The organism is Microbacterium aureliae (assembly GCF_054780155.1).
This window is the reverse complement of sequence record NZ_BAAGWW010000002.1, coordinates 261,433-280,834: the sequence shown is the minus strand read 5'-3', so window position 1 is coordinate 280,834 and position 19,402 is coordinate 261,433. Positions and strand designations below refer to the sequence as shown.

At 68.5% G+C, this 19,402-nt stretch carries 21 protein-coding genes and 3 tRNA genes; 11 read left to right on the top strand and 13 right to left on the bottom strand.

Annotated features, from left to right (window positions below; genetic code table 11):
• Positions 1-30: 30 nt before the first annotated feature.
• Both gyrA and ACYVF4_RS07330 read left to right on the top strand, forming a co-directional pair.
• The gene (gene gyrA, locus ACYVF4_RS07335) at positions 31-2,577 is read left to right on the top strand and encodes a DNA gyrase subunit A (RefSeq protein WP_460721269.1); all 2,547 of its coding nucleotides are present in this window, start codon (positions 31-33) and stop codon (positions 2,575-2,577) included.
• Positions 2,574-2,978: a DUF3566 domain-containing protein gene (locus tag ACYVF4_RS07330; RefSeq protein ID WP_460721267.1), complete on the top strand. Its 405-nt coding sequence runs from the start codon at positions 2,574-2,576 to the stop codon at positions 2,976-2,978. Before gyrA ends, ACYVF4_RS07330 begins: the two co-directional genes overlap by 4 nt.
• Before the next feature lie 25 nt (positions 2,979-3,003).
• Here the strand turns inward: ACYVF4_RS07330 and ACYVF4_RS07325 are convergent, their stop codons facing one another.
• On the bottom strand, positions 3,004-3,717 hold the full coding sequence (locus tag ACYVF4_RS07325) for a VIT1/CCC1 transporter family protein (protein WP_460721265.1): 714 nt from the start codon (positions 3,715-3,717) through the stop codon (positions 3,004-3,006).
• Positions 3,718-3,822: 105 nt separating this feature from the next.
• On the opposite strand from ACYVF4_RS07325, the gene ACYVF4_RS07320 reads away from it, so the two are divergent.
• Positions 3,823-3,896: transfer RNA gene (locus tag ACYVF4_RS07320), tRNA-Ile, on the top strand.
• A 12-nt stretch (positions 3,897-3,908) separates the two neighbouring features.
• Positions 3,909-3,981: transfer RNA gene (locus ACYVF4_RS07315), tRNA-Ala, on the top strand.
• A 95-nt stretch (positions 3,982-4,076) separates the two neighbouring features.
• Here the strand turns inward: ACYVF4_RS07315 and ACYVF4_RS07310 are convergent.
• From ACYVF4_RS07310 to ACYVF4_RS07295, 4 genes are all read right to left on the bottom strand, one after another.
• A complete protein-coding gene (locus tag ACYVF4_RS07310) occupies positions 4,077-4,643 on the bottom strand; it encodes a hypothetical protein (protein ID WP_460721264.1) in 567 nt (188 codons plus the stop codon).
• Between the two features lie 5 nt (positions 4,644-4,648).
• Positions 4,649-5,050 (bottom strand): hypothetical protein, encoded by a 402-nt coding sequence (locus tag ACYVF4_RS07305; RefSeq protein WP_460721262.1) that lies wholly within the window; start codon positions 5,048-5,050, stop codon positions 4,649-4,651.
• A complete protein-coding gene (locus ACYVF4_RS07300) occupies positions 5,047-5,664 on the bottom strand; it encodes a hypothetical protein (RefSeq protein WP_460721260.1) in 618 nt (205 codons plus the stop codon). Before ACYVF4_RS07300 ends, ACYVF4_RS07305 begins: the two co-directional genes overlap by 4 nt.
• A 67-nt stretch (positions 5,665-5,731) precedes the next feature.
• The gene (locus ACYVF4_RS07295; RefSeq protein ID WP_460721258.1) at positions 5,732-6,055 is read right to left on the bottom strand and encodes a tyrosine-type recombinase/integrase; all 324 of its coding nucleotides are present in this window, start codon (positions 6,053-6,055) and stop codon (positions 5,732-5,734) included.
• Between the two features lie 316 nt (positions 6,056-6,371).
• Between ACYVF4_RS07295 and ACYVF4_RS07290 the strand changes: the two genes are divergently transcribed.
• Both ACYVF4_RS07290 and ACYVF4_RS07285 read left to right on the top strand, forming a co-directional pair.
• On the top strand, positions 6,372-6,896 hold the full coding sequence (locus ACYVF4_RS07290; RefSeq protein ID WP_460721256.1) for a hypothetical protein: 525 nt from the start codon (positions 6,372-6,374) through the stop codon (positions 6,894-6,896).
• 202 nt (positions 6,897-7,098) lie between these two features.
• Positions 7,099-7,159, top strand: a tRNA-Ala gene (locus tag ACYVF4_RS07285).
• A gap of 10 nt (positions 7,160-7,169) precedes the next feature.
• On the opposite strand, the gene ACYVF4_RS07280 is transcribed toward ACYVF4_RS07285, so the two are convergent.
• Entirely contained in the window at positions 7,170-7,640 is a 471-nt protein-coding gene (locus ACYVF4_RS07280) for an aminoacyl-tRNA deacylase (protein ID WP_460721254.1), read from the bottom strand.
• Positions 7,633-8,214 (bottom strand): DNA helicase, encoded by a 582-nt coding sequence (locus ACYVF4_RS07275; RefSeq protein ID WP_460721252.1) that lies wholly within the window; start codon positions 8,212-8,214, stop codon positions 7,633-7,635. The genes ACYVF4_RS07280 and ACYVF4_RS07275 overlap by 8 nt, the downstream gene beginning before the upstream one ends.
• Positions 8,215-8,310: 96 nt before the next feature.
• Between ACYVF4_RS07275 and ACYVF4_RS07270 the strand changes: the two genes are divergently transcribed.
• The gene (locus ACYVF4_RS07270) at positions 8,311-8,883 is read left to right on the top strand and encodes a peptidylprolyl isomerase (protein WP_460721250.1); all 573 of its coding nucleotides are present in this window, start codon (positions 8,311-8,313) and stop codon (positions 8,881-8,883) included.
• Positions 8,884-8,899: 16 nt separating this feature from the next.
• Positions 8,900-9,778, top strand: coding sequence for a rhomboid family intramembrane serine protease (locus tag ACYVF4_RS07265; RefSeq protein ID WP_460721247.1), 879 nt, complete (start codon positions 8,900-8,902; stop codon positions 9,776-9,778).
• A 137-nt stretch (positions 9,779-9,915) separates the two neighbouring features.
• On the opposite strand, the gene ACYVF4_RS07260 is transcribed toward ACYVF4_RS07265, so the two are convergent.
• Positions 9,916-10,152, bottom strand: a complete 237-nt coding sequence (locus ACYVF4_RS07260; RefSeq protein WP_460721245.1) for a cell division protein CrgA — start codon at positions 10,150-10,152, stop codon at positions 9,916-9,918.
• Positions 10,153-10,207: 55 nt separating this feature from the next.
• Here ACYVF4_RS07260 and ACYVF4_RS07255 point away from each other — a divergent pair, with 55 nt between their 5' ends.
• The 3 genes from ACYVF4_RS07255 to ACYVF4_RS07245 are packed head-to-tail and all read left to right on the top strand — an operon-like array spanning position 10,208 to position 11,753.
• Positions 10,208-10,972: a class E sortase gene (locus ACYVF4_RS07255; RefSeq protein WP_460721243.1), complete on the top strand. Its 765-nt coding sequence runs from the start codon at positions 10,208-10,210 to the stop codon at positions 10,970-10,972.
• On the top strand, positions 10,969-11,127 hold the full coding sequence (locus tag ACYVF4_RS07250; RefSeq protein ID WP_460723149.1) for a hypothetical protein: 159 nt from the start codon (positions 10,969-10,971) through the stop codon (positions 11,125-11,127). The genes ACYVF4_RS07255 and ACYVF4_RS07250 overlap by 4 nt, the downstream gene beginning before the upstream one ends.
• Complete coding sequence (locus ACYVF4_RS07245; protein ID WP_460721241.1) at positions 11,124-11,753, top strand: anthranilate synthase component II; 630 nt, start codon at positions 11,124-11,126, stop codon at positions 11,751-11,753. Before ACYVF4_RS07250 ends, ACYVF4_RS07245 begins: the two co-directional genes overlap by 4 nt.
• Before the next feature lie 14 nt (positions 11,754-11,767).
• Here the strand turns inward: ACYVF4_RS07245 and pknB are convergent, their stop codons facing one another.
• From pknB to ACYVF4_RS07220, 5 genes are all read right to left on the bottom strand, one after another.
• A complete protein-coding gene (gene pknB, locus ACYVF4_RS07240; protein ID WP_460721239.1) occupies positions 11,768-13,462 on the bottom strand; it encodes a Stk1 family PASTA domain-containing Ser/Thr kinase in 1,695 nt (564 codons plus the stop codon).
• A gap of 67 nt (positions 13,463-13,529) precedes the next feature.
• On the bottom strand, positions 13,530-15,323 hold the full coding sequence (locus ACYVF4_RS07235; RefSeq protein WP_460721237.1) for a serine/threonine protein kinase: 1,794 nt from the start codon (positions 15,321-15,323) through the stop codon (positions 13,530-13,532).
• Complete coding sequence (locus ACYVF4_RS07230; protein WP_460721235.1) at positions 15,320-16,777, bottom strand: peptidoglycan D,D-transpeptidase FtsI family protein; 1,458 nt, start codon at positions 16,775-16,777, stop codon at positions 15,320-15,322. Before ACYVF4_RS07230 ends, ACYVF4_RS07235 begins: the two co-directional genes overlap by 4 nt.
• Complete coding sequence (locus ACYVF4_RS07225; protein ID WP_460721233.1) at positions 16,777-18,162, bottom strand: FtsW/RodA/SpoVE family cell cycle protein; 1,386 nt, start codon at positions 18,160-18,162, stop codon at positions 16,777-16,779. Before ACYVF4_RS07225 ends, ACYVF4_RS07230 begins: the two co-directional genes overlap by 1 nt.
• Positions 18,162-19,397: a PP2C family protein-serine/threonine phosphatase gene (locus ACYVF4_RS07220; RefSeq protein ID WP_460721231.1), complete on the bottom strand. Its 1,236-nt coding sequence runs from the start codon at positions 19,395-19,397 to the stop codon at positions 18,162-18,164. The genes ACYVF4_RS07225 and ACYVF4_RS07220 overlap by 1 nt, the downstream gene beginning before the upstream one ends.
• Positions 19,398-19,402 lie beyond the last annotated feature (5 nt).

Sequence of the window (19,402 nt, the reverse complement as noted above, 5' to 3'; positions counted from 1 at the left end):
AGATGAAGGACCGACAGAAACTGAGAAGACATGGCTGACGAAGAACGCCCCGAACCCGTCCACGAGCACGGCAAGATCGACCAGGTCGATTTGCAGCTCGAGATGCAGCGCAGCTACCTCGACTACGCGATGAGCGTCATCATCGGGCGCGCGCTGCCCGATGTGCGCGACGGCCTCAAGCCGGTGCATCGTCGGGTGCTGTACGGCATGTACGACGGCGGCTTCCGTCCCGACAAGTCCTTCTCGAAGTGCTCGCGCGTCGTCGGCGAGGTGATGGGTCAGTACCACCCGCACGGCGACACCGCCATCTACGACGCCCTCGTGCGCCTGGTCCAGCCGTGGTCCCTGCGCTACCCGCTCGCCCTCGGCCAGGGCAACTTCGGCTCGCCCGGCAACCAGGGCGCGGCCGCCCCGCGATACACCGAGACGAAGATGTCGCAGCTCGCGCTCGAGATGGTGCGCGACATCGAAGAAGAGACCGTCGACTTCCAGGACAACTATGACGGCCAGACGCAGGAGCCGACGGTCCTGCCGGCGCGCTTCCCCAACCTGCTCGTCAACGGCTCGGTCGGCATCGCCGTCGGCATGGCCACCAACATCCCGCCCCACAACCTGCGCGAGGTCGCCTCGGGCGCGCTGTGGGCGCTCGAGAACCCGGATGCCGGCCGGGAAGAGCTCCTCGAGGCGCTCATGGAGCGCATCCCGGGGCCGGACTTCCCCACCGCCGCGCAGATCCTCGGCACCCGCGGCATCAAGGACGCCTACCGCACCGGGCGCGGCTCGATCACGATGCGCGCTGTCGTGGACGTCGAAGAGATCCAGGGCCGCACGTGCCTGGTCATCACCGAGCTGCCGTACCAGGTGAACCCCGACAACGTCGCGATCAAGATCAGCGACCTCGCTCGCGAGGGCAAGATCACCGGCATCGCCGACATCCGCGACGAGACGTCGGGTCGCACGGGTCAGCGTCTGGTCATCGTCCTGAAGCGGGATGCCGTCGCCAAGGTCGTGCTGAACAACCTGTACAAGCACACGCAGCTGCAGGAGAACTTCGGCGCGAACATGCTCGCGATCGTCGACGGCGTGCCGCGGACGCTGCCCCTGGACGGCTTCATCACGCTGTGGATCGACCACCAGGTCGAGGTCATCGTCCGCCGCACCCGCTTCCGCCTGCGCAAGGCCGAAGAGCGCATGCACATCCTGCGCGGGTACCTCAAGGCGCTGGATGCCCTCGACGAGGTGATCGCCCTGATCCGCCGCTCGCCGACGGTGCAGGAGGCCAACGAGGGGCTGCAGCGCCTGCTCGAGATCGACGAGATCCAGGCGCAGGCGATCCTCGACATGCAGCTGCGCCGCCTGGCGGCGCTCGAGCGCCAGAAGATCATCGACGAGGCTACCGAGCTCGAGGCTCGCATCGCGGATTACAAAGACATCCTCGCCGACGCCGCGCGGCAGCGGACGATCATCCGCGACGAGCTCACCGGCATCGTCGACCGCTTCGGCGACGACCGTCGCACCCAGATCCTGCCCGGCTTCGACGGCGACATGTCGATGGAGGACCTCATCCCCGAAGAGGAGATGGTGGTCACCGTCACGCGGGACGGCTACATCAAGCGCACGCGCAGCGACAACTACCGCTCGCAGCACCGCGGCGGCAAGGGCGTGAAGGGCGCGCAGTTGCGCGCCGACGACGTCGTCGAGCACTTCTTCGTCACGACCACCCACCACTGGCTGCTGTACTTCACCACCAAGGGCCGGGTGTACCGGACGAAGGCGTACGAGGTCCCCGAGGCCGGCCGCGACGCCAAGGGCCAGCACGTGGCGAACCTGCTCGCGCTCCAGCCGGACGAGGAGATCGCCCAGATCCTCGACATCCGCGACTACTCCGTCGCCACCTACCTGGTCCTCGCCACACGCGGCGGACTGGTGAAGAAGACGCGACTCACCGAGTACGACACCAACCGCCAGGGCGGGGTCATCGCCATCCGGCTGCGCGAGGGCGACGAGGTCGTCAGCGCGATGCTCGTGGACGAGGGCGACGAGATCCTGCTCATCAGCCGCCTGGGCATGTCGTTGCGCTTCACCGCCACCGACGAGGCGCTGCGTCCGATGGGGCGGTCGACCGAGGGCGTGAAGGGCATGTCCTTCCGTGACCGCGACAGCCTGCTGTCGGCCTCGGTCGCCCACGACGACGGATTCGTGTTCGTGGTCACCGAGGGCGGGTACGCCAAGCGCACCGAGGTGTCGCAGTACCGCACCCAGAGCCGCGGCGGTCTGGGCATCAAGGTGGCCCGTCTGAACGAGGATCGGGGCAGCCTGGCGGGCGGTCTCATCGTCTCGGAGGACGACGAGGTCCTTGTGGTTCTTGCCAGCGGCAAGGTGGTACGCTCTGCCGTGGCCGAGGTGCCTGCCAAGGGTCGCGACACGATGGGTGTCCTGTTCGCCCGCGCCGGCGAAGACGACCGCATCATCGCGATCGCGCGCAACGGCGAACGGCGCCTCGCCGAGACAGCGGAGTCGGATGAATCCGCCCCCGACACCGCTCCCCCGACCAGCGAAGAGAGTACTGACGCATGAGCACGGTAGCCGACAAGCTCGCGAAGAAGTCCAGCAGCAAGACCAGCGCCAAGCAGGTCCGCCTGCGCCTGGTGTACGTCGACTTCTGGTCGGCCGTGAAGTTGTCGTTCCTCGCCGCGATCGCGATCGCGATCGTGACGGTCGTCTCGCTCGTGATGATCTACCTGGTCGTCCAGACCACCGGGCTCATCTCGCAGGCCGACGACTTCCTCGGCAGCTTCTCGGACGGCAGCCTGCTGCTGTCGCAGTTCATCAGCTTCCCGCAGGTGCTGGCCTTCTCGGCGATCGTCGCGATCCTGAACCTCATCGTGATCACCGTGCTCGGCGCGGTCGTCGCGGGGATCTACAACCTCGCGGTGAAGGTGACCGGGGGCCTGCTGGTCGGCTTCACCTCGAACTGATCGGATGCCGCGGCCGCGGCATCCGTCACGCCACGGTCGTCCCGAGCAGGGTGCCGATCACCCACGTCACCGCCAGCGCCAGCGCGCCGCCGATCACGAGACGGATGACCGCGCGCGCCACCGGGGCACCGCCCAGCCGCGCCGAGATGGTGCCCGTCCCGGCGAGGGCGAGGAGCACCGCGACGAACGTCACCGGCACGCGCCAGTCGGGCGGCGGCAGCAGGATGGCGAGAAGCGGCAGGAGCGCCCCGAGCGTGAACGCGATCGCCGACGACAGCGCGGCGTGCCAGGGGTTCACGAGTGCGTCGCGGTCGATGTGCAGTTCGACCTCGAGGTGCGCGGCGAGGGCGTCGTGCGCGGTGAGCTCGACGGCGACCTGGTGCGCGGTGGCGTCGCTGAGTCCGCGCTGACGGTAGAGGTCGGCGAGCTCCTCGAGCTCCTGCTCCGGCATCTCGCGCAGTTCGCGCTCTTCTTTGGCGATCAGCGCGCGCTCCGAATCGCGCTGGCTCGAGACCGACACGTATTCGCCGAGCGCCATCGAGATCGCACCGCCGACCACGCCGGCGACGCCGGCGGTCAGCAGCGGCCCGACCGCCGTGGTGGCGCCCGCCACGCCGACGACCAGGGCGGCGACCGAGACGATGCCGTCGTTGGCACCCAGCACGCCGGCGCGCAGCCAGTTCAGCCGCTGATGTGTGCCCCCCGCGTGCGGTTCGGCGTCGTGCGTGGCGTCGCTCATGCGCACAGTCAACCACCGGCATCCGCCGCTCGTCGTCGATTCGTGAAATCGCGGCGAGTCCGGTAAAGTCTTGGAGGTTGCAGGCGCCCGGCGCCTTCAGCAGACGGGGCTATAGCTCAGGCGGTTAGAGCGCTTCACTGATAATGAAGAGGTCCCAGGTTCAAGTCCTGGTAGCCCCACTCCTTCGCCCCGGGGCCTTAGCTCAGTTGGTAGAGCGCCTGCTTTGCAAGCAGGATGTCAGGAGTTCGAATCTCCTAGGCTCCACAGTCCATTAGTCCCCTGGTCAGACGGCATTTTCAGCCACCGGACCGGGGGACTTCTCCGTTGCCAGGATGGCCGCGCATGCCATCCCCGTGCCACTATGCGCTATCAGCCGCCTCGCGAGGGTCTTGGTAGGGGCGCGCAAAGAACAGCGCGAGTTTCGTCCGGAAAGCATCGCGAGCGGTGTCCTCCATCACGTACTTTCGGTTGGCTGCGAGCAGTTCGACACCGACGTCTGCTTTTGCGACCGTCACCAGGGCGCTTAGATCAACGACTGCCGCGCGTTCCTCGCCGCCGCCAGCGAGGAGAAGGGGGAAAAGGTTCACGTAGTCGATCCGCTCAGACACGTCCCCGGAAGCCATGATTTGGTTGTAGGCAGTGCTGCCGATGGATGCTGGCACCTTAATGAGCGGGGCCACAATGATTCCGGTACGCGACCGAGGGTTCTCCACGTCGCAGTCGTGAGAGCAGATTGCCACGGCAACTGAGCCTGTCAACTCATCCCATTGGAGTGCCTTGTGCGGCGGGATCACGAAGTGGGTGAGGACGCCCTGGGGGTCTGCCTGGGTGCTGCTCGCGGAGAGATTCCAAAGTGGAAGCCCCTTGATGAAGCAAATGTCACCCTGACGAAGGCTTTCGCCTTCCACCGGAGCACGAAGCGTCACTTGCCTTACTCGTCGTCGTCCATGATGAAGGAGTGTCGCTCCTGCACGGGCATCGCGAATACGGCTTCGAGCCATGCAGTCGGCACCGGCTCACTCGCGGCAGAGTCGAACAGATAGTCGGCGGGATCCAAAGCGGCAGGGTCTGTCAGATTCTCTGACAGCCAGCCCCGGACGAGGTCTTCCACTGCACGGTTGATGCTCGCAGTGGATACGCCGAGCGGGTCCGCAGGCCTGACGAAGTAGCCGTAACTGGAGCCGCTAGGGACTGTCAGCAATTCGGACAAGAACGACCCTGGAAAGGCGGCTCCGTTCGTGAGCCAGCGCGGCACCCGGACTTCTTCGACGGGACGGTCGTTCCAGTCCGCCTTCGTCTTGCTCGCGGAGTCACCTGCATAGAGGCTGGTCACAAGTTCACCATGCTGTTCTGTCGGTCCATCGCATCACCAATGGTGCGAACGTGGTTCAGCGAGTGCGGCAGTTCGGCCATCGCCGCGACAATCTGATCCGGGCTGGAGATGTCGAAGTGAAAATTGAAGTCCAGGAGGGCGTCACCATCGGCGCTGGTATTGAGAGAGGCGCGCGCCTTCGTCTCGGCGCCGAGCCGGAATCCGAAGGCAAGGTCCACGTCTGTGGGTGCCACACCGACTAGCGCTTCGATGCTGGCCAGGTTACTGAAATGGGACGCAAGCGCTTTTTTGGATTCGGCACCGCCGGGGATGGCCCACTGAGCATTGTGGCCAACGGCGGTCACGGTCCGTCGCCCCACGTACTCCAGGAATGTTCCGACCATCTCAGAGACACCCTCAGCCTGTCTCGCTAGGTCATCGGGCGTCTTGACGCGGACCTCAAATCGGTCCGGAAGCGCCTGCATGGCAACGAGATTATTCTCTGCCTGCATCGCCACCGGAAGCCTCAACGTCTCGTTGAGAGCGCGGTGACGGTACTGGAAGTCCGTGGTCTTGATGGTCTGGACTGGGAAGTTCTCTCCAACCAACACCACGGAGAAGTTGACGAGCGCCATCCGCTCCCCTCCGATTCCCCGTTGCCTACAGTGTGTCACAGTGTCACGCGAGTGATGCTCGCCGCGCTTACGAATGTGCTTCGAGTGCTCCGTGCGCGTGATGGGTGCGACGGGGGTTGAGAGAGAGCACGTCGATTCGTTCCGCGATCACCGCATTTCGCTCCTCCGCCGCGTGTTGGTAGATGAGTGACGCGCGTGCCGTGCGGTGGCCTGCACGCGCCATGAGTTCGCGCGTCGTCGCCCCCGCCTGCGCCGCCATTGTCAGGCCCGCGTGGCGCACGTCGTGCACGTGGAACTGTCCGAGCCCGACCTTTCGAGCCGCCCTCCTCCACGCCTGCCCCAGCGCATGATTCGTGATTTCGTGGAACGACAGGAGGAGGCCCGCCAGCAACTCCTCGTTGTTCGCCTTCGTCTTCGGTGGGCCTCACCCTTCTTCACCAGGCCGACCGCGACGCGTACGAACTCCTCCTAGATGGGGATGCGCTCGCCGCCCCTGGCCCCACGTCGGGTGCAATCCCTCGCCTCGTGAGCGCCCTTGCGGAGGAGCGCGTCCCGGTGTGACCACCGAACCCCCCACCACCACCGAGGGGCGGGCCTGGCCGACATGGCTGGCCCGCCTCTCCTTGCTGACGTACGTTCCGCGAGCCCACGTTGCAGCATGCAAGAGGACAGCACTCGGCTTCGGCGCGCCTCGGTAGGCTCGGCGCGTGATCCTGACTACAGCCGCGGAGCGAACAGCGGCCATCGATCCGACCCTGCTCGCATTCCTCACCATCTTCGGTGCAGTGGGGGTCACCACCATCGCTGGTGCAGTCCTCGCAATCTGGCAGTCGAAGCGTGACCACGATCGGTGGGTGAGGGAGCGCCGGTACGAGGGGCTGACGCGTATCCTCGCCCTCGCTGACCGGTACGCCCGACACCGGGAGGAGGGCACGGAGATGATGAAGCGCTCCAACGAACTCCATGCGGCACATGCGGCGGGGGATGCATCCGCAGCGGAGGCGCTCACCGACCTCGGTGAGGAGATGGGCCGGAACCTCGAACAGGTGCGGCCCATTCAGGAGGAACTGGGTGACGTGGCGGCGACCCTCGAAATCATCGGCCCGAACGACGTGCTGGAGGCGCTCAACGCCTACACCGACACGTTCCCCGAAGAGGATGCCGAGGCGACGGAGCGCGCGAAGGACGCGTTCGTGATCGCGGCTCGCAAGGCGCTTCGGATCAAGGCATAGCGGCCTCTGCGGAGAGCCCCGTGGAGGGCGGCTGGGCGGTCGCGTGCTCGCCCCTCAGCGGTGGGCGGCAGTCTGCTCGTGAGGGCTCTCGTTCGTGCCAGAGTCGTGCCACTACGGGACTGTACGTGCCAGAAATCGGCTGTACGAGGTTGCACGAACAGAGGCCCGGAACCGCGCCGTTCAGCGGGAGTCCGGGCCTCCGAGTGGAGCGGTGCGCCTGCTTTGCAAGCAGGATGTCAGGAGTTCGAATCTCCTAGGCTCCACACTTCTTTCCTAGAGCTCCTGCGAGATGTCGGCCACGGTCGCCTCGAAGGATGCGATCAGGTCGTCGGCCTCGACAAACAGGCTGTAGCCGTGCGCGCCGGCGCCCATCGCGATGCGCTTGCCGACGATGCGCTCATCGGCGTACACCGGCCAGTCGTGGGTGCTGCCGAGCGGCACGATCGTCCCGCGCTCGTAGCCGGTGGCCGCCAGCGCGAGCTCGGGCTCGGGCAGCCGCAGCTTGTTGACCCCCACGAGCGCGCGCAGCTTGGGCCACGAGATCGCGCGATCGCCGGGGATCAGCGCGAACAGATAGGTGTCGTCGCTCCGCTTGACCACGAGGGTCTTGACGATGCCGGCCGGCTCGATGCCGAGCAGAGCCGCCGCCTCGGGAAGACTTCTGGCGGCGGGACGCTCTCGCGTCTCGATCGCCAATCCCCGGGCGGCGGCTGCGTCGGTGACCCGCTGGAGCGGATCAGGCATCCGGTGCGCGAAGCGGGTCGTCCGCGACCCACAGCTCGTCGTCGGCGCGGAGCGTCTGCCAGGCGGCGTAGAGGACGCCGGCTGCGGCGGCGAGGCCGAGGATCAGCGCGATCACGCCGCCCGCCGACGGGCCCGAGCGCTCGGGCACCGTGTGCAGGCGCTGTCCGATGCGCTTGGAGGCGTCCTTGGAGTACTTGTCGGCCTTCTTGGCGTACTTGCCGGCGTCGGGCATGACGAAGCCCTTGCCCTTGGCCAGCCGGGCGCGGGTGTCGTTGGCGGCGTCCCACACCGACAGCGCGCCGCCCACGACGGCGCCGGCGGTCGGGACGACCTTGTCGGCGAGCACGTGCTTCGAGAAGGCGACGCTGCGGTCGACGTAGGGGGCGGCGTACTTCTCGTAGCCGGCCTGCACCTGCGGGCCGAGGTCTTCACGACCGTAGGTGCCCAGCTGACGCCCCGCCTCGCGTGCCACCGCCGCCGCTTCGCCGACCAGGATCTGCTGCGACTCCCACAGGTTGTTGGCCTGCTTCTGCAGCTTCCGGAGTTGCTTCTTGCGCTTGCGGCCGATGCTCACAATGCCCTCCCAGGGTGTGGGGATGTCGGAAACCCCATCTTGCCAGACGAGGTCTGTGGCGGGAGGGGTTGCGACGAAACCTGGAACAATGTATCCATGCCCACTCACACCGCTGTCGCGACGTTCCACACCAACCACGGCGACATCGTCGTCAACCTCTTCGGCGACCACGCCCCCCGCACCGTGCAGAACTTCATCGGGCTGGCCGACGGCTCCGGCTCGTGGACCCACCCCGCCACGGGCAAGCCCGGCGAGGGTCCGCTCTACAAGGACGTCATCTTCCACCGCATCATCTCGGGCTTCATGATCCAGGGCGGCGACCCCCTCGGTCAGGGCACCGGTGGTCCCGGCTACAACTTCAACGACGAGATCCACCCCGAGCTCACCTTCACCGAGCCCTACAAGCTGGCCATGGCCAACGCGGGCCTGCGCCGCAACGCCATCACCGGTCAGCCCGAGGGAACCAACGGCTCGCAGTTCTTCATCACCGTCCCCGGTCAGGGCGGTCGCGGGCCGGAGTGGCTGCAGGGCAAGCACACCATCTTCGGCGAGGTCGCCGACGACGCCTCCAAGGCGGTCGTCGACGCGATCAGCAACGTCCCCACCGCTGCGGGCGACCGCCCGCTCGAGCCGGTCGTGATCGAGTCCATCGACATCGCCGCGGTCTGATCGGACCCGTCGAGGCGTGACCACCGACGACTTCCGCTCCAACCGCGAGAACTTCTGCTACCGGCATCCGGACCGGCAGAGCTTCGTGCTCTGCCAGCGCTGCCTGCGCACCATCTGCCCGGAGTGCCAGACGCCGGCAGCCGTCGGGGTCATCTGCCCCGAGTGCCTGCAGAACCAGCAGAAGTCGCGCTCCACAGCGCAGCGGAAGGCGGAGCGCCGGTGGTCGCGCCCGCGCGTTCTCAGCGCGGACGCCGGACGGCCGATGGTCACCTACGCGATCATCGCGCTCACGGCGTTCGCGTTCCTGGTCGGACTCGTCCCCGGGGCCGGGTCGGTCGTCCGTGAGTACCTGCTGTACTGGGCGCCCTACCTCTATCCGGATCTGACCGGCTCGTTCCAGGTGTGGCGGCTCGTGACGGTCGCCCTCGTGCACGACGGGTTCTGGCACCTCGGCCTGAACATGCTGGCGCTGTGGCTGCTCGGCCGCAGCCTCGAGCCGCTCCTCGGCCGGTGGCGCTTCTTGACGCTGTACCTCGTCGGCTGTCTCGGCGGCTCGGTCGCCGTCACACTCCTGTCGTTCACGACCCCCGTCGTCGGGGCCTCGGGCGCGATCTTCGCCCTCTTCGGTGCGTTGCTGGTCATCGGCCGCCACCTCGGGGCGAACATCACCGGCATCGCCATCATCCTGGGGATCAACCTGGTGATCGGCTTCATCCCCGGCTTCAACATCTCGTGGCAGGCCCATCTCGGCGGCCTGATCGCCGGCGCGGCGGTCGGCTTCATCTACGCGCGCACGCGCTCGGTCAGACGCCAGCGGATGCAGATCCCGCTGCTGGCCGTGCTCATCGTGGTGCTCCTCGGCCTGATGCTCCTGCCCCCGGCGTACGTCTACTGACAGGAATTACACACGTGTGATTCATCCCCATATGTGGATGAACCTGTGGATAACTTCCCCGTCGGGAACCGTCACAGCACGAAGAAGCGCAGGCCCCCGAGGGGACCTGCGCTTCGCTGTCGACGAGGAGTGCGGGGCTATCGCCACCGGGTGGTCATGAGGAAGCCGATGAAGGCGATGCCGAAGCCGATCACGAGGTTCCACGCCTCGATGCCGGGGATGGGGAACTGCATCCCGCTGAGGTAGAACACCAGGACCCATACGAGCCCGACGAGCATGAGACCGATCATGATGGGCTTGAACCACACCGGGTTCGGGGCCGCTTCGCCCTCTGCGCGCTCTACGAGGTCGTCGTCGTTGCCTGCTCTCGCCATGCCGACCAGTCTAACGTCCGGCATGCAGGCGACACGCCCTGGTTAGACTCCCCCTGTGTCCGCCACCACCGCCCGCCGCAGGGGATCCCGGCCCCGCCACCGGGTGTCGGTGGTCAGCGTGTTCGGCGAGCTGCTGGTCACCGCCGGAGTGCTCGTGCTGCTGTACGCCGGATGGCAGCTGTGGGCGTTCGACCTCATCTACGGCGTGCGGAACAACGCCGTCGGCAACGAGCTCAGCCAGTCGTGGTCGGCCGCGCCGGCCCCGACTCCGCCGGCGGGCGACGAGCCCGCGCCCGAGCCCGAGCAGGTCGAGCCTGTCGTCATGGCCGAGCCCGAGGGCACCGAGGACTTCGCCGTCATGCACATCCCCCGCTTCGGGCGCGACTACGCCGTCGTGGTCGCCGGCGGCACCACCCGTGAGGGGACCCTGGATCGCGGGCGCATCGGCCACTACCCGGGCTCGAAGATGCCCGGCGAGGTCGGCAACTTCGCCGTCGCCGCCCACCGCACCACGTACGGGGCGCCGTTCAACCGGATCGCGGAGCTGCGCGTCGGCGACCCGATCGTGGTCGAGACCGAGGACGGGTGGTACACCTACCGGTTCCGCACCCTCGAGTACGTCACGCCGAGCGAGGTCGAGGTGCTCCTCCCCGTCCCGCAGCAGCCGGATGTCCCCGAGGGGATGCGCTATCTCACGATGACCAGCTGCAGCCCGATGTACTCCCTGGCCGAGCGGATCGTCGCCTACAGCGTCTTCGACGTCTTCACTCCGCGGTCCGCCGGGCCGCCGGCATCCCTCGCCGTCGAAGGGAGCGCGTGATGTACGCCGCCCTGTGGCGCGCCCTGCCCGGCCCCTGGTGGGCACGCCTGCTCATCCTGCTCGTCCTGGTCGCGGCGGTGCTGTACGCGCTGACGTTCTACGTGTTCCCGTGGGTGAGCGAGTACGTCAACCCGCAAGAGGTCACCGTCCAGTGAGTCCGGCGCCGATCCTGGTGGTCGACAATCACGACAGCTTCGTCCACACGCTCGTCGGCTACCTGCACGAGCTGGGCGCCGAGACCGACATGTTCGAGGCGGACGCCATCGTCGATCCGGATGCCGTCGTGGCGGGCCGCGCGGGCGTGCTGGTGTCGCCCGGCCCGGGTGCTCCCGCCGACGCGGGGGCGTCCGTCGAGATCGTGCGGGCGGCCGCGCGGTCCCGGACGCCGCTTCTCGGCGTGTGCCTGGGGCATCAGGCGATCGCCGAGGCCTTCGGGGCCCGCGTCGACCACGCCCCCGAGCTGATGCACGGCATCACCTCTCCCGTGCACCACGACGGGTCGGCGCTGTACGACGCCCTGCCCGATCCCTTCACCGCCACCCGCTACCACTCCCTGGCCGTCGTGCCCGAGAGCGTGCCCGACGACCTGGTCGTCACCGCCCGGACGGACGGCGGCGTCATCATGGGGCTCGCGCACCGCGACCTGCCGATCGTCGGCGTGCAGTTCCACCCCGAAAGCGTGCTCACCGAGTTCGGACACCGCCTGCTGGGCAACTGGCTGGCGACGGCGGGCTATCCGGATGCTGCGGGCCGGGGCTCGCAGCTGCATGCCCGGCGCTGAGCTCCCGGGCGGTCCTATTCGCCGGTGCAGTAGGTGAGAGTGATCGTCGAGCGCACCGGCACGTCGCCCGGGGCGAGCGACTGGGCGGTGACGACGGGCGGCTCGGCGGCGGGGCACGCGGGATCCTCCGACGTCGCGACCTCGAGCCCGCGGTCCTCGAGCTCGCGCTGGGCGGCGTCGACGGTGTAGCCCCGCACGTCGTTGATGGTCACCCGACCCGAGGCGACCACGAGGTTCACCGTCGTGCCCACCGGGACGGACACCCCGGGGTTCTGGTCGCTCGAGATGACCGTGCCCTCGGTCAGCCGGGGGTCGTTCTGGGTGGTGACGATGCCGAGCGAGAGGCCGGCATCCGAGATCGCCTTCTCGGCCGCGTCCTGCCCGAGACCCTCGAGGGCGGGAACGGTCGCCATCTCCTGACCCTCCGAGACGTACACACGCACCTGCTGCCCGGGGTTGACGGACTCCCCCGCCTCGGGATCGGTGCGGATGACGTTGCCGGCGGCGACGTCGGTGTTCGCCTCGTCGATGCGGAACGCCACGAGGTCCTCGTCGCCGAGCTCGGTCGTCGCGCGCTCGTACGTCATCCCGCTCACGTCCGGCACGATGCGTGCGATGCTCGGGACTTCGGCGCGCGGCTGGATGGAGATCACCCAGAACAGCATCGACACCAGCAGCACGGCCAGCAGGGCGACGCCCGTCCAGATCCACGCCACGGGCGGGCCGGGCTGCGTGCGCTTCATGGTCGTGTCGGCGCTCAGCTGGCGCAGCGACCGGGCGGTCTCGGCGGCCTGGCGCGGGTTCGGGCCGTAGAGCTCGCTCGTGAGCGCCCCGAGCTGGCGCTTCGTGGGCTGCTTGCCGTCGATGGCGGCATCCAGCGCCTCGCGGAAGCTGGCGGCGTTCTGGTAGCGCTGGAACGGGTCCTTCGCCATGGCGCGCAGCGCGACGGCATCCATCGCCCGTGGCACGGTCTCGTCGACCTCGGAGGGCGCGAGCGGCGCCTCGCTGACGTGCTGGTACGCGACGGCGACCGGGGACTCCCCACGGAAGGGCGGCCGGCCCGCGAGGAGCTCGTACAGCACCACGCCGGTGGAGTACAGATCGGCGCGCGCGTCGACCGGCTCGCCCTTGGCCTGCTCGGGAGAGAAGTACGCCGCGGTGCCGAGGATCGCGGTGGTCTCGGCGACGGTCGAGGAGCTGTCCGACACCGCGCGTGCGATGCCGAAGTCCATCACCTTCACCTGGCCGGCGGGAGTGACCATGACGTTGCCGGGCTTGATGTCGCGGTGGACGACGCCGGCACGGTGCGAGTACTCGAGGGCCTCGAGGATGCCGTCGACGTACCGCGCCGCATCCTCGACCGGCACCGGGCCCTCGGCGATGATGTCCTTGAGCAGCCGGCCCTGCACGAGCTCCATCACGATGAACGGCACGGCGCGGACGGCACCGCCCGGCAGCGTCTCGGAATCCTCGCCCGCGTCGTACACCCGGACGATCGTGGGGTGGGACATGCGCGATGCGGCCTGGGCCTCGAGCCGGAAGCGGGTGCGGAAGGCGTTGTCGCCGGCGAGCTCGCGGTCGAGGACCTTGATGGCGACCTCGCGGCCGAGGGTCAGGTCGTAGCCGCGGAAGACCTGGGCCATCCCGCCCCGGCCGATCGGCTCATCGATCCGGTAGCGGCCGGCGAGGACGCGTGGCTCAGCAGTCACGAACACCCCCTCCACGGCACAACAGCCAGACTATCCGAGCGACGGCGGAGTCCGACGCCGACGCGGATCAGGGGTTGATGACCCCGCCCACTCCGCCGTTGCCGTTGCCGCCTTCGTCCCCGTTGCCGCTGCCGGTGTCGGTCGGGGCGGCCTCGATGGTCGCGGTCGACTCCGGCGAGGCCGGCGACGTGCGGTTGCCCGAGGGGCCTCCGGAGCACGTGACGGTGTACGACACGCGAACCTGTCCGGTGGCGTCGGCCGGCACCGTCAGCTGCGCGGTGCGGTCGTTGGCGCCGAACGACGACGTCGTGCTGCCGTTGGGGAACGTGCCGTTGACGGCGGTGAAGTTGTAAGAGCTCGGCGATCCCTCGCCCGAGGGGCACGCGTACTGCGACCAGGTGACGGTGATCGCTCCGCCGGGAGGCGTCGTCGACGGCGTCAGCGTCGCGGCCGACGGCGCCTCGAGCGCGACCTGCGCGCCGTAGAACGTCAGCTGGATCGTCGTCCCGACGGGGACGCGGCCGGTCGGATCCACCTCGTACACGAGGTTCTGGTCGGCCTCGGTGGGCGCGGCGTTGCCTTCGACGCAGCTGGCGACCAGGTCGTTGTCCTCGACGATGACGCGGGCCTCGTCGCACGTGCGTCCGGTCAGGTCCAGGGAGCGGACGTCCACGCGCTCCTCGGCGGGCTCGGTCTGCGTCGGCGTCGGGGTCGGCGTCGCCCGGGTCGAGGTCGGCGTGGGCGTCGGCGTGCTCGCCGGGTCGTCGCCCTGGTTGGCCAGGAGCGCCCAGATCGTGCCGCCGAGGATCAGCAGCAGCAGCAGGATGAGCGCGATGAGCGGCCACGTCCAGGGGCTGCGCTTCTTCTTCTCGGGCTCGTCCTCGACCGTCTGGGTGACCGCCGTCGAGACGACGGCTGCGCCGCCGGGCAGCAGCTGAGTGGCCGCGGCGGTGCCCCCGGCTGCGGTCAGCAGCTGGGTCGCCTCGTCGTCGATGACCTGACCGCCGGCGACGGCGGGGACCGCGGCGGCCGCGGCGGTCATGTCGCCGCGGCGCAGCGCGGTGGCGGCGCGGGCGACGGCGGCGGTCGAGGCCGGCCGGTCGTCGGGCTTCTTGGCGATCATCGCCATGACCAGGTTCTGCACCGGCACGGCCACGGTCGGGGGCAGCGGCGGCGGGGCGTCGTTGATCTGTGCCATCGCGATGGCGACCTGCGACTCGCCCGTGAAGGGGCGCTTGCCGGCGAGGGACTCGTAGGCGACGATGCCGAGCGAGTAGATGTCGGTGGCGGGGGATGCCGGGTGCCCCGACGCCTGCTCCGGCGACAGGTACTGCACCGTCCCCATGACCTGACCGGTCGCGGTGAGCGGAACCTGGTCGGCGATGCGGGCGATGCCGAAATCGGTGATCTTGACCCGGCCGTCGGGCGTGATCAGCAGGTTGCCGGGCTTGATGTCGCGGTGGACGAGTCCGGCGGCGTGAGCGGCCTGCAGGGCGGACGAGGTCTGGGCGACGATGTCGAGCGTCTTGTCGGTCGACAGCGCGCCGTCTCGCTCGAGGATCGTCGAGAGGGCCTCGCCGGGGACGAGTTCCATCACCAGGAACGCGCTGCCGTTCTCTTCGCCGTAGTCGAAGACGCTCGCGATGCCCTCGTGGTTGACGAGCGCGGCGTGACGCGCCTCGGCACGGAACCGCTCCAGGAACCCCGGATCGCCCATGTACTCGTCTTTGAGGATCTTGATGGCGACGGTGCGTCCGATGACGTGATCGGTCGCCTCCCACACCTCACCCATGCCGCCGATCGCGATGCGCGATTCCAGCTCGTAGCGGCCGCCGAAGGTCACTCCCTGCGTCGGTCTCATCTGCCCAGCACCGCCTCCATGACCTTCTTCGCGATCGGCGCGGCGATGGTGTCACCGCTGCCCGACTGTCCCTGACCTCCGCCGCCTTCCACCACTACGGCGACGGCGACGTCGGGATCCTCCGCCGGGGCGAAACCGGTGAACCACAGGGTGTACGGGTCGTCCGATCCGTTCTCTGCGGTCCCGGTCTTTCCGGCCACCTCGACGCCGTCTATTCTTGCACCCGCCGCCGCACCGTCACGGACATTGGCGACCATCATCTCGACCATCTGCGCCGCGATGTCCTCTTCGAGCGCTCGCCCGAACTCGACGTCGTCGAAGGTCTGCTGCACCGAGAGGTCCGGACCGATCACCTGGTCCACCATGCGTGGCGTCATCACCATTCCGCCGTTGGCGATCCCGGCCGAGACCATCGCCATCTGCAGCGGCGTCGCAGTCACCTGGCCCTGGCCGAAGCCGCTCAGCGCGGTCTGCGCGTCGTCCAGCCCCGTGGGGTAGCTGGACGGGGTCGAAGCCTGCGGCACGTCGAACGACAGATTGAACCCGTACTTCTCGGCCTCTTCGCGGATCGCCGTGTCGCCGAGCTTCACGGCGAGCTCTGCGAACGGGATGTTGCAGCTCAGCCGCAGGGCGTCGGCGATCGTGACCTCCTCGCCCCGTCCGCACGCACCGCCGCTGGCGTTGTAGACCACCGAACTCGACTGTGGCAACGTGTACGAGGCCGGGTTCGGGAGCGTGGAGTCGGGCGTGTACTCCCCCGAGGCGAGGGCAGCCGACGCGACCACGAGCTTGAAGGTCGACCCGGGCGGGTTCAGGTCTCCGGCGATGGCGCGGTTCGACAGCGGCTTGCCCGGATCGGCCAGCAGCTCCTCGTAGCGCGAGTTCACTTCGGCGGTGTCGTGCGCGGCCAGCAGGTTCGTGTCGTAGGACGGCCTGGACACCATGGCCAGGATGCGGCCCGTCGACGGCTCGATCGCGACGACCGCGCCCTCGAGGTTGCCGAGCGCCTCGTACGCCGCGCGCTGCACGCCCGCATCCAGCGACAGCTCGACGTTCGACCCGCGCGGCGGCTGGCCGGTGAAGATCCGCTCCAGCCGGGTGAGGAACTGCGAGTCCGACCGCCCGCTCAGCTCCATGTTCATCGACTGCTCCAGGCCCGTCGCCGCGCCGAGAGCCGGGTTGATGTAGCCGGTGACGGGAGCCCACATGCCGGCATCCGTGTACTGGCGCTGCCAGCTGTAGACGTCATCCGAGGCCACCGACGACGCGATCGCGTCACCGCTGACGATGATCGAGCCGCGCTGCACCTCGTACGAGTCGTACAGCGCACGCGTGTTGGCGGGGTTGTCGGCCAGATCGTCCGCGAGGACCACCTGGATGATGCTCGTCGAGGCGAACAGGGCCAGGAACATCATCAGCATGATGATGCTCAGGCGCCGGAGCTCTTTCGTCACTAGCCGATCACCACCCGGGGGCGGCTGCGGACGGCATCCGAGATGCGCAGCAGGAGCGCCACGATGATCCAGTTGGCGATGAGCGAGGACCCGCCCGCCGCCAGGAACGGCGTCGTAAGACCGGTGAGCGGGATGACCCGCGTCACGCCGCCGACCATGATGAACACCTGTAGGGCGATCGTGAAGGACAGCCCCGTCGCCAGCAGCTTGCCGAAGTCATCCTGGCCGGCGAGGCCGATGCGGATGCCCCGGCTGGTGAACACCATGTACAGCGCGAGGATCGCGAACAGCCCCACGAGGCCGAGCTCCTCACCGAGCGCCGGGAAGATGTAGTCGCTCTCGGACACCGGGGTCAGGTACGGCCGTCCCTGCCCGAGGCCCGTGCCCAGCAGCCCGCCCTGGGCGAGTCCGAAGATGCCCTGCACGAGCTGGAAGCTGCTGTTGTCCATGAGCGCGGGGTTGAAGGCGTCGAGCCAGTTGTTGAAGCGGCCCTGCACGTACGGCAGCACGCGCGAGGCCAGCAGAGCACCGCCCGCGGCCAGCACCACGCCGAGCAGGACCCAACTCGTCTTCCCTGTGGCGACGTAGAGCATCGCGACGAACATCCCGAAGATCAGCAGTCCCGTGCCGAGGTCCCGCTGCATGACGATGATGCCGAGCGAGACGAGCCAGATGACCAGGAGCGGTCCGAGCTCGCGGGCGCGAGGCCACGTCATGAAGAGGAACCGCGTCCCCACCGACGTCAGCGACTCGCGCGTGCGGACGAGGTAGCCGGCGAAGAACACCGCCAGGGCGAGCTTCGCGAGTTCGCCGGGCTGGAACGTGAAGAAGCCGACATCCACCCATACGTCGGCGTTGCCGCCGCCGCTGAGGCCCGGGATGATCGGCAGGATCAGCAGCAGGATTCCGGCGAAGCCGAAGATGTACGTGTAGCGGAAGAGCACGCGATAGTTGCGCAGCAGGAGCACCACGACGATGGCGAGGACGAGGGCGATCGCCGCCCACGCCAGCTGCCGCACTGAGAAGGCCTCCCAGCCGTGGCGGTCGCGCGCGAGGTCGATCCGGTAGATCATCGCGATGCCGAGTCCCGTCAGCAGCGTGGCGATGGGGACGACGAACGGGTCGGCGGCCCGCGCCCGCAGCCGCAGCACGATGTGCAGTGCGAGGATCAGCGCTGTCGGCGCCGCACAGTAAGCGACGAAGGTCCAGTCGATCGCCTCGAGCTCGCCCAGCTGGACGAGCACCAGCGCTCCGGCATTGAGGGCGAAGGCGAACAGCAGCAGGCCCAGTTCGCGGTTGCGCTGGGTCTGCGGGACGCGGATGCGCTTGAGGGCGCGGATCACCGCGGTGTCCGCGGACAGCTGGTCGGTGGCGGGGGCGGCCATCAGTCACCTCCGGAGACGGCTCGTAGACGGTCGACGACGGATCGGGCGTCCGCCAGTGAAGAGGCGTTGATCGTGCGCTCGACCGTGGCGCGGGTGAAGGGCGACAGATCGTCAAGCGCGATGTCGGTGTCCTCCTGCACGGTCGACAGCGAGAACGGCCCGATGTTCTGCTGGATGCCGCGGTAGATCACCACGGAATCCTCGTCGGCGCCGACGAAGTAGCGGGTCTGGGTGAACTGGTACACCCCGAACGCTCCAGCGGCGAGGATCGCGAGCACCAGGACGAGGCCCGCGATCCAGCCCCAGCGGCGGCGGCGGGCGCGACGCCGGTCCTCTTCGATGAGCTCTTCGAGGTACTCCGCGGCGGGTTCGAAGTGCGTGGGCTCGTTGGCGGCCTGCAGGTTCGGGTGCAGCCAGCTCGGACGCCCGGGGCGCGCGGCGGGCACGTCGATGCCGTCGGGGTTGGATGCCGACCCGACGATCGTCGGAGTACCCGAGAACACCGGATGCATGCCGCCGACGTCGACGATCACGATGGTGACGTTATCGGGCGCTCCCCCGTCCAGTGCCTGCTTGAGCAGGCTGTCGGCGGTGCGGCCGGGCGCGAGCCCCTGGGCGAGCGCCTTCGCCGTGTGCGCGTCGTCGACGACGCCCGACAAGCCGTCCGAGCACAGCAGCCAGCGGTCGCCGGGCTGGGTGGGCATGATGAACGTGTCGACCTCGGGGTCGTCGTCCATGTCGCCGAGCACGCGCATGAGGACCGAGCGGCGCGGGTGGAACCGCGCCTCTTCGGGGGTGATCCGACCCGAGTCCACCAGCCGCTGCACGAAGGTGTGGTCGGTGGTGATCTGGGTCAGCGCGTCGTCGCGGTAGAGGTAGATGCGCGAGTCGCCGATGTGCGCGATGACGGCGTACTCGTCGACCATGAGCAGGGCGCTCACCGTTGTCCCCATGCCGGCGAGTTCGGGACGGCGGTGGACGGTGTCGATCAGGTCGGCGGCGGTGTCGGTGATCGCTTCGCGCAGGATGCGTTCGGCCGCCGACGTGGAGTCGTACGGGGTGTCGATGCGGGCCAGGCGCGAGATAGCGATGCTCGAGGCGACGTCACCGCCCGCGTGCCCGCCCATGCCGTCGGCGACCACGAACAGGTTCGATCCGGCATAGCCGGAGTCCTGGTTGTTGGAGCGCACCTTGCCGGTGTGCGAGATCGCCGCGCTCGAGCCCTGGAAGACCATGGAGA

What these genes read in the sequence shown, in the direction of transcription:
- ACYVF4_RS07280 (WP_460721254.1), bottom strand. Translation starts at nt 7,640, where the DNA reads ATGCCTGATCCGCTCCAGCGGGTCACCGACGCAGCCGCCGCCCGGGGA.
- ACYVF4_RS07260 (WP_460721245.1), bottom strand. Translation starts at nt 10,152, where the DNA reads ATGGCGAGAGCAGGCAACGACGACGACCTCGTAGAGCGCGCAGAGGGC.
- ACYVF4_RS07270 (WP_460721250.1), top strand. Translation starts at nt 8,311, where the DNA reads ATGCCCACTCACACCGCTGTCGCGACGTTCCACACCAACCACGGCGAC.
- ACYVF4_RS07325 (WP_460721265.1), bottom strand. Translation starts at nt 3,717, where the DNA reads ATGAGCGACGCCACGCACGACGCCGAACCGCACGCGGGGGGCACACAT.
- ACYVF4_RS07220 (WP_460721231.1), bottom strand. Translation starts at nt 19,397, where the DNA reads ATGGTCTTCCAGGGCTCGAGCGCGGCGATCTCGCACACCGGCAAGGTG.
- ACYVF4_RS07300 (WP_460721260.1), bottom strand. Translation starts at nt 5,664, where the DNA reads ATGGCGCTCGTCAACTTCTCCGTGGTGTTGGTTGGAGAGAACTTCCCA.
- gyrA (WP_460721269.1), top strand. Translation starts at nt 31, where the DNA reads ATGGCTGACGAAGAACGCCCCGAACCCGTCCACGAGCACGGCAAGATC.
- ACYVF4_RS07235 (WP_460721237.1), bottom strand. Translation starts at nt 15,323, where the DNA reads ATGAGACCGACGCAGGGAGTGACCTTCGGCGGCCGCTACGAGCTGGAA.
- ACYVF4_RS07330 (WP_460721267.1), top strand. Translation starts at nt 2,574, where the DNA reads ATGAGCACGGTAGCCGACAAGCTCGCGAAGAAGTCCAGCAGCAAGACC.
- ACYVF4_RS07225 (WP_460721233.1), bottom strand. Translation starts at nt 18,162, where the DNA reads ATGGCCGCCCCCGCCACCGACCAGCTGTCCGCGGACACCGCGGTGATC.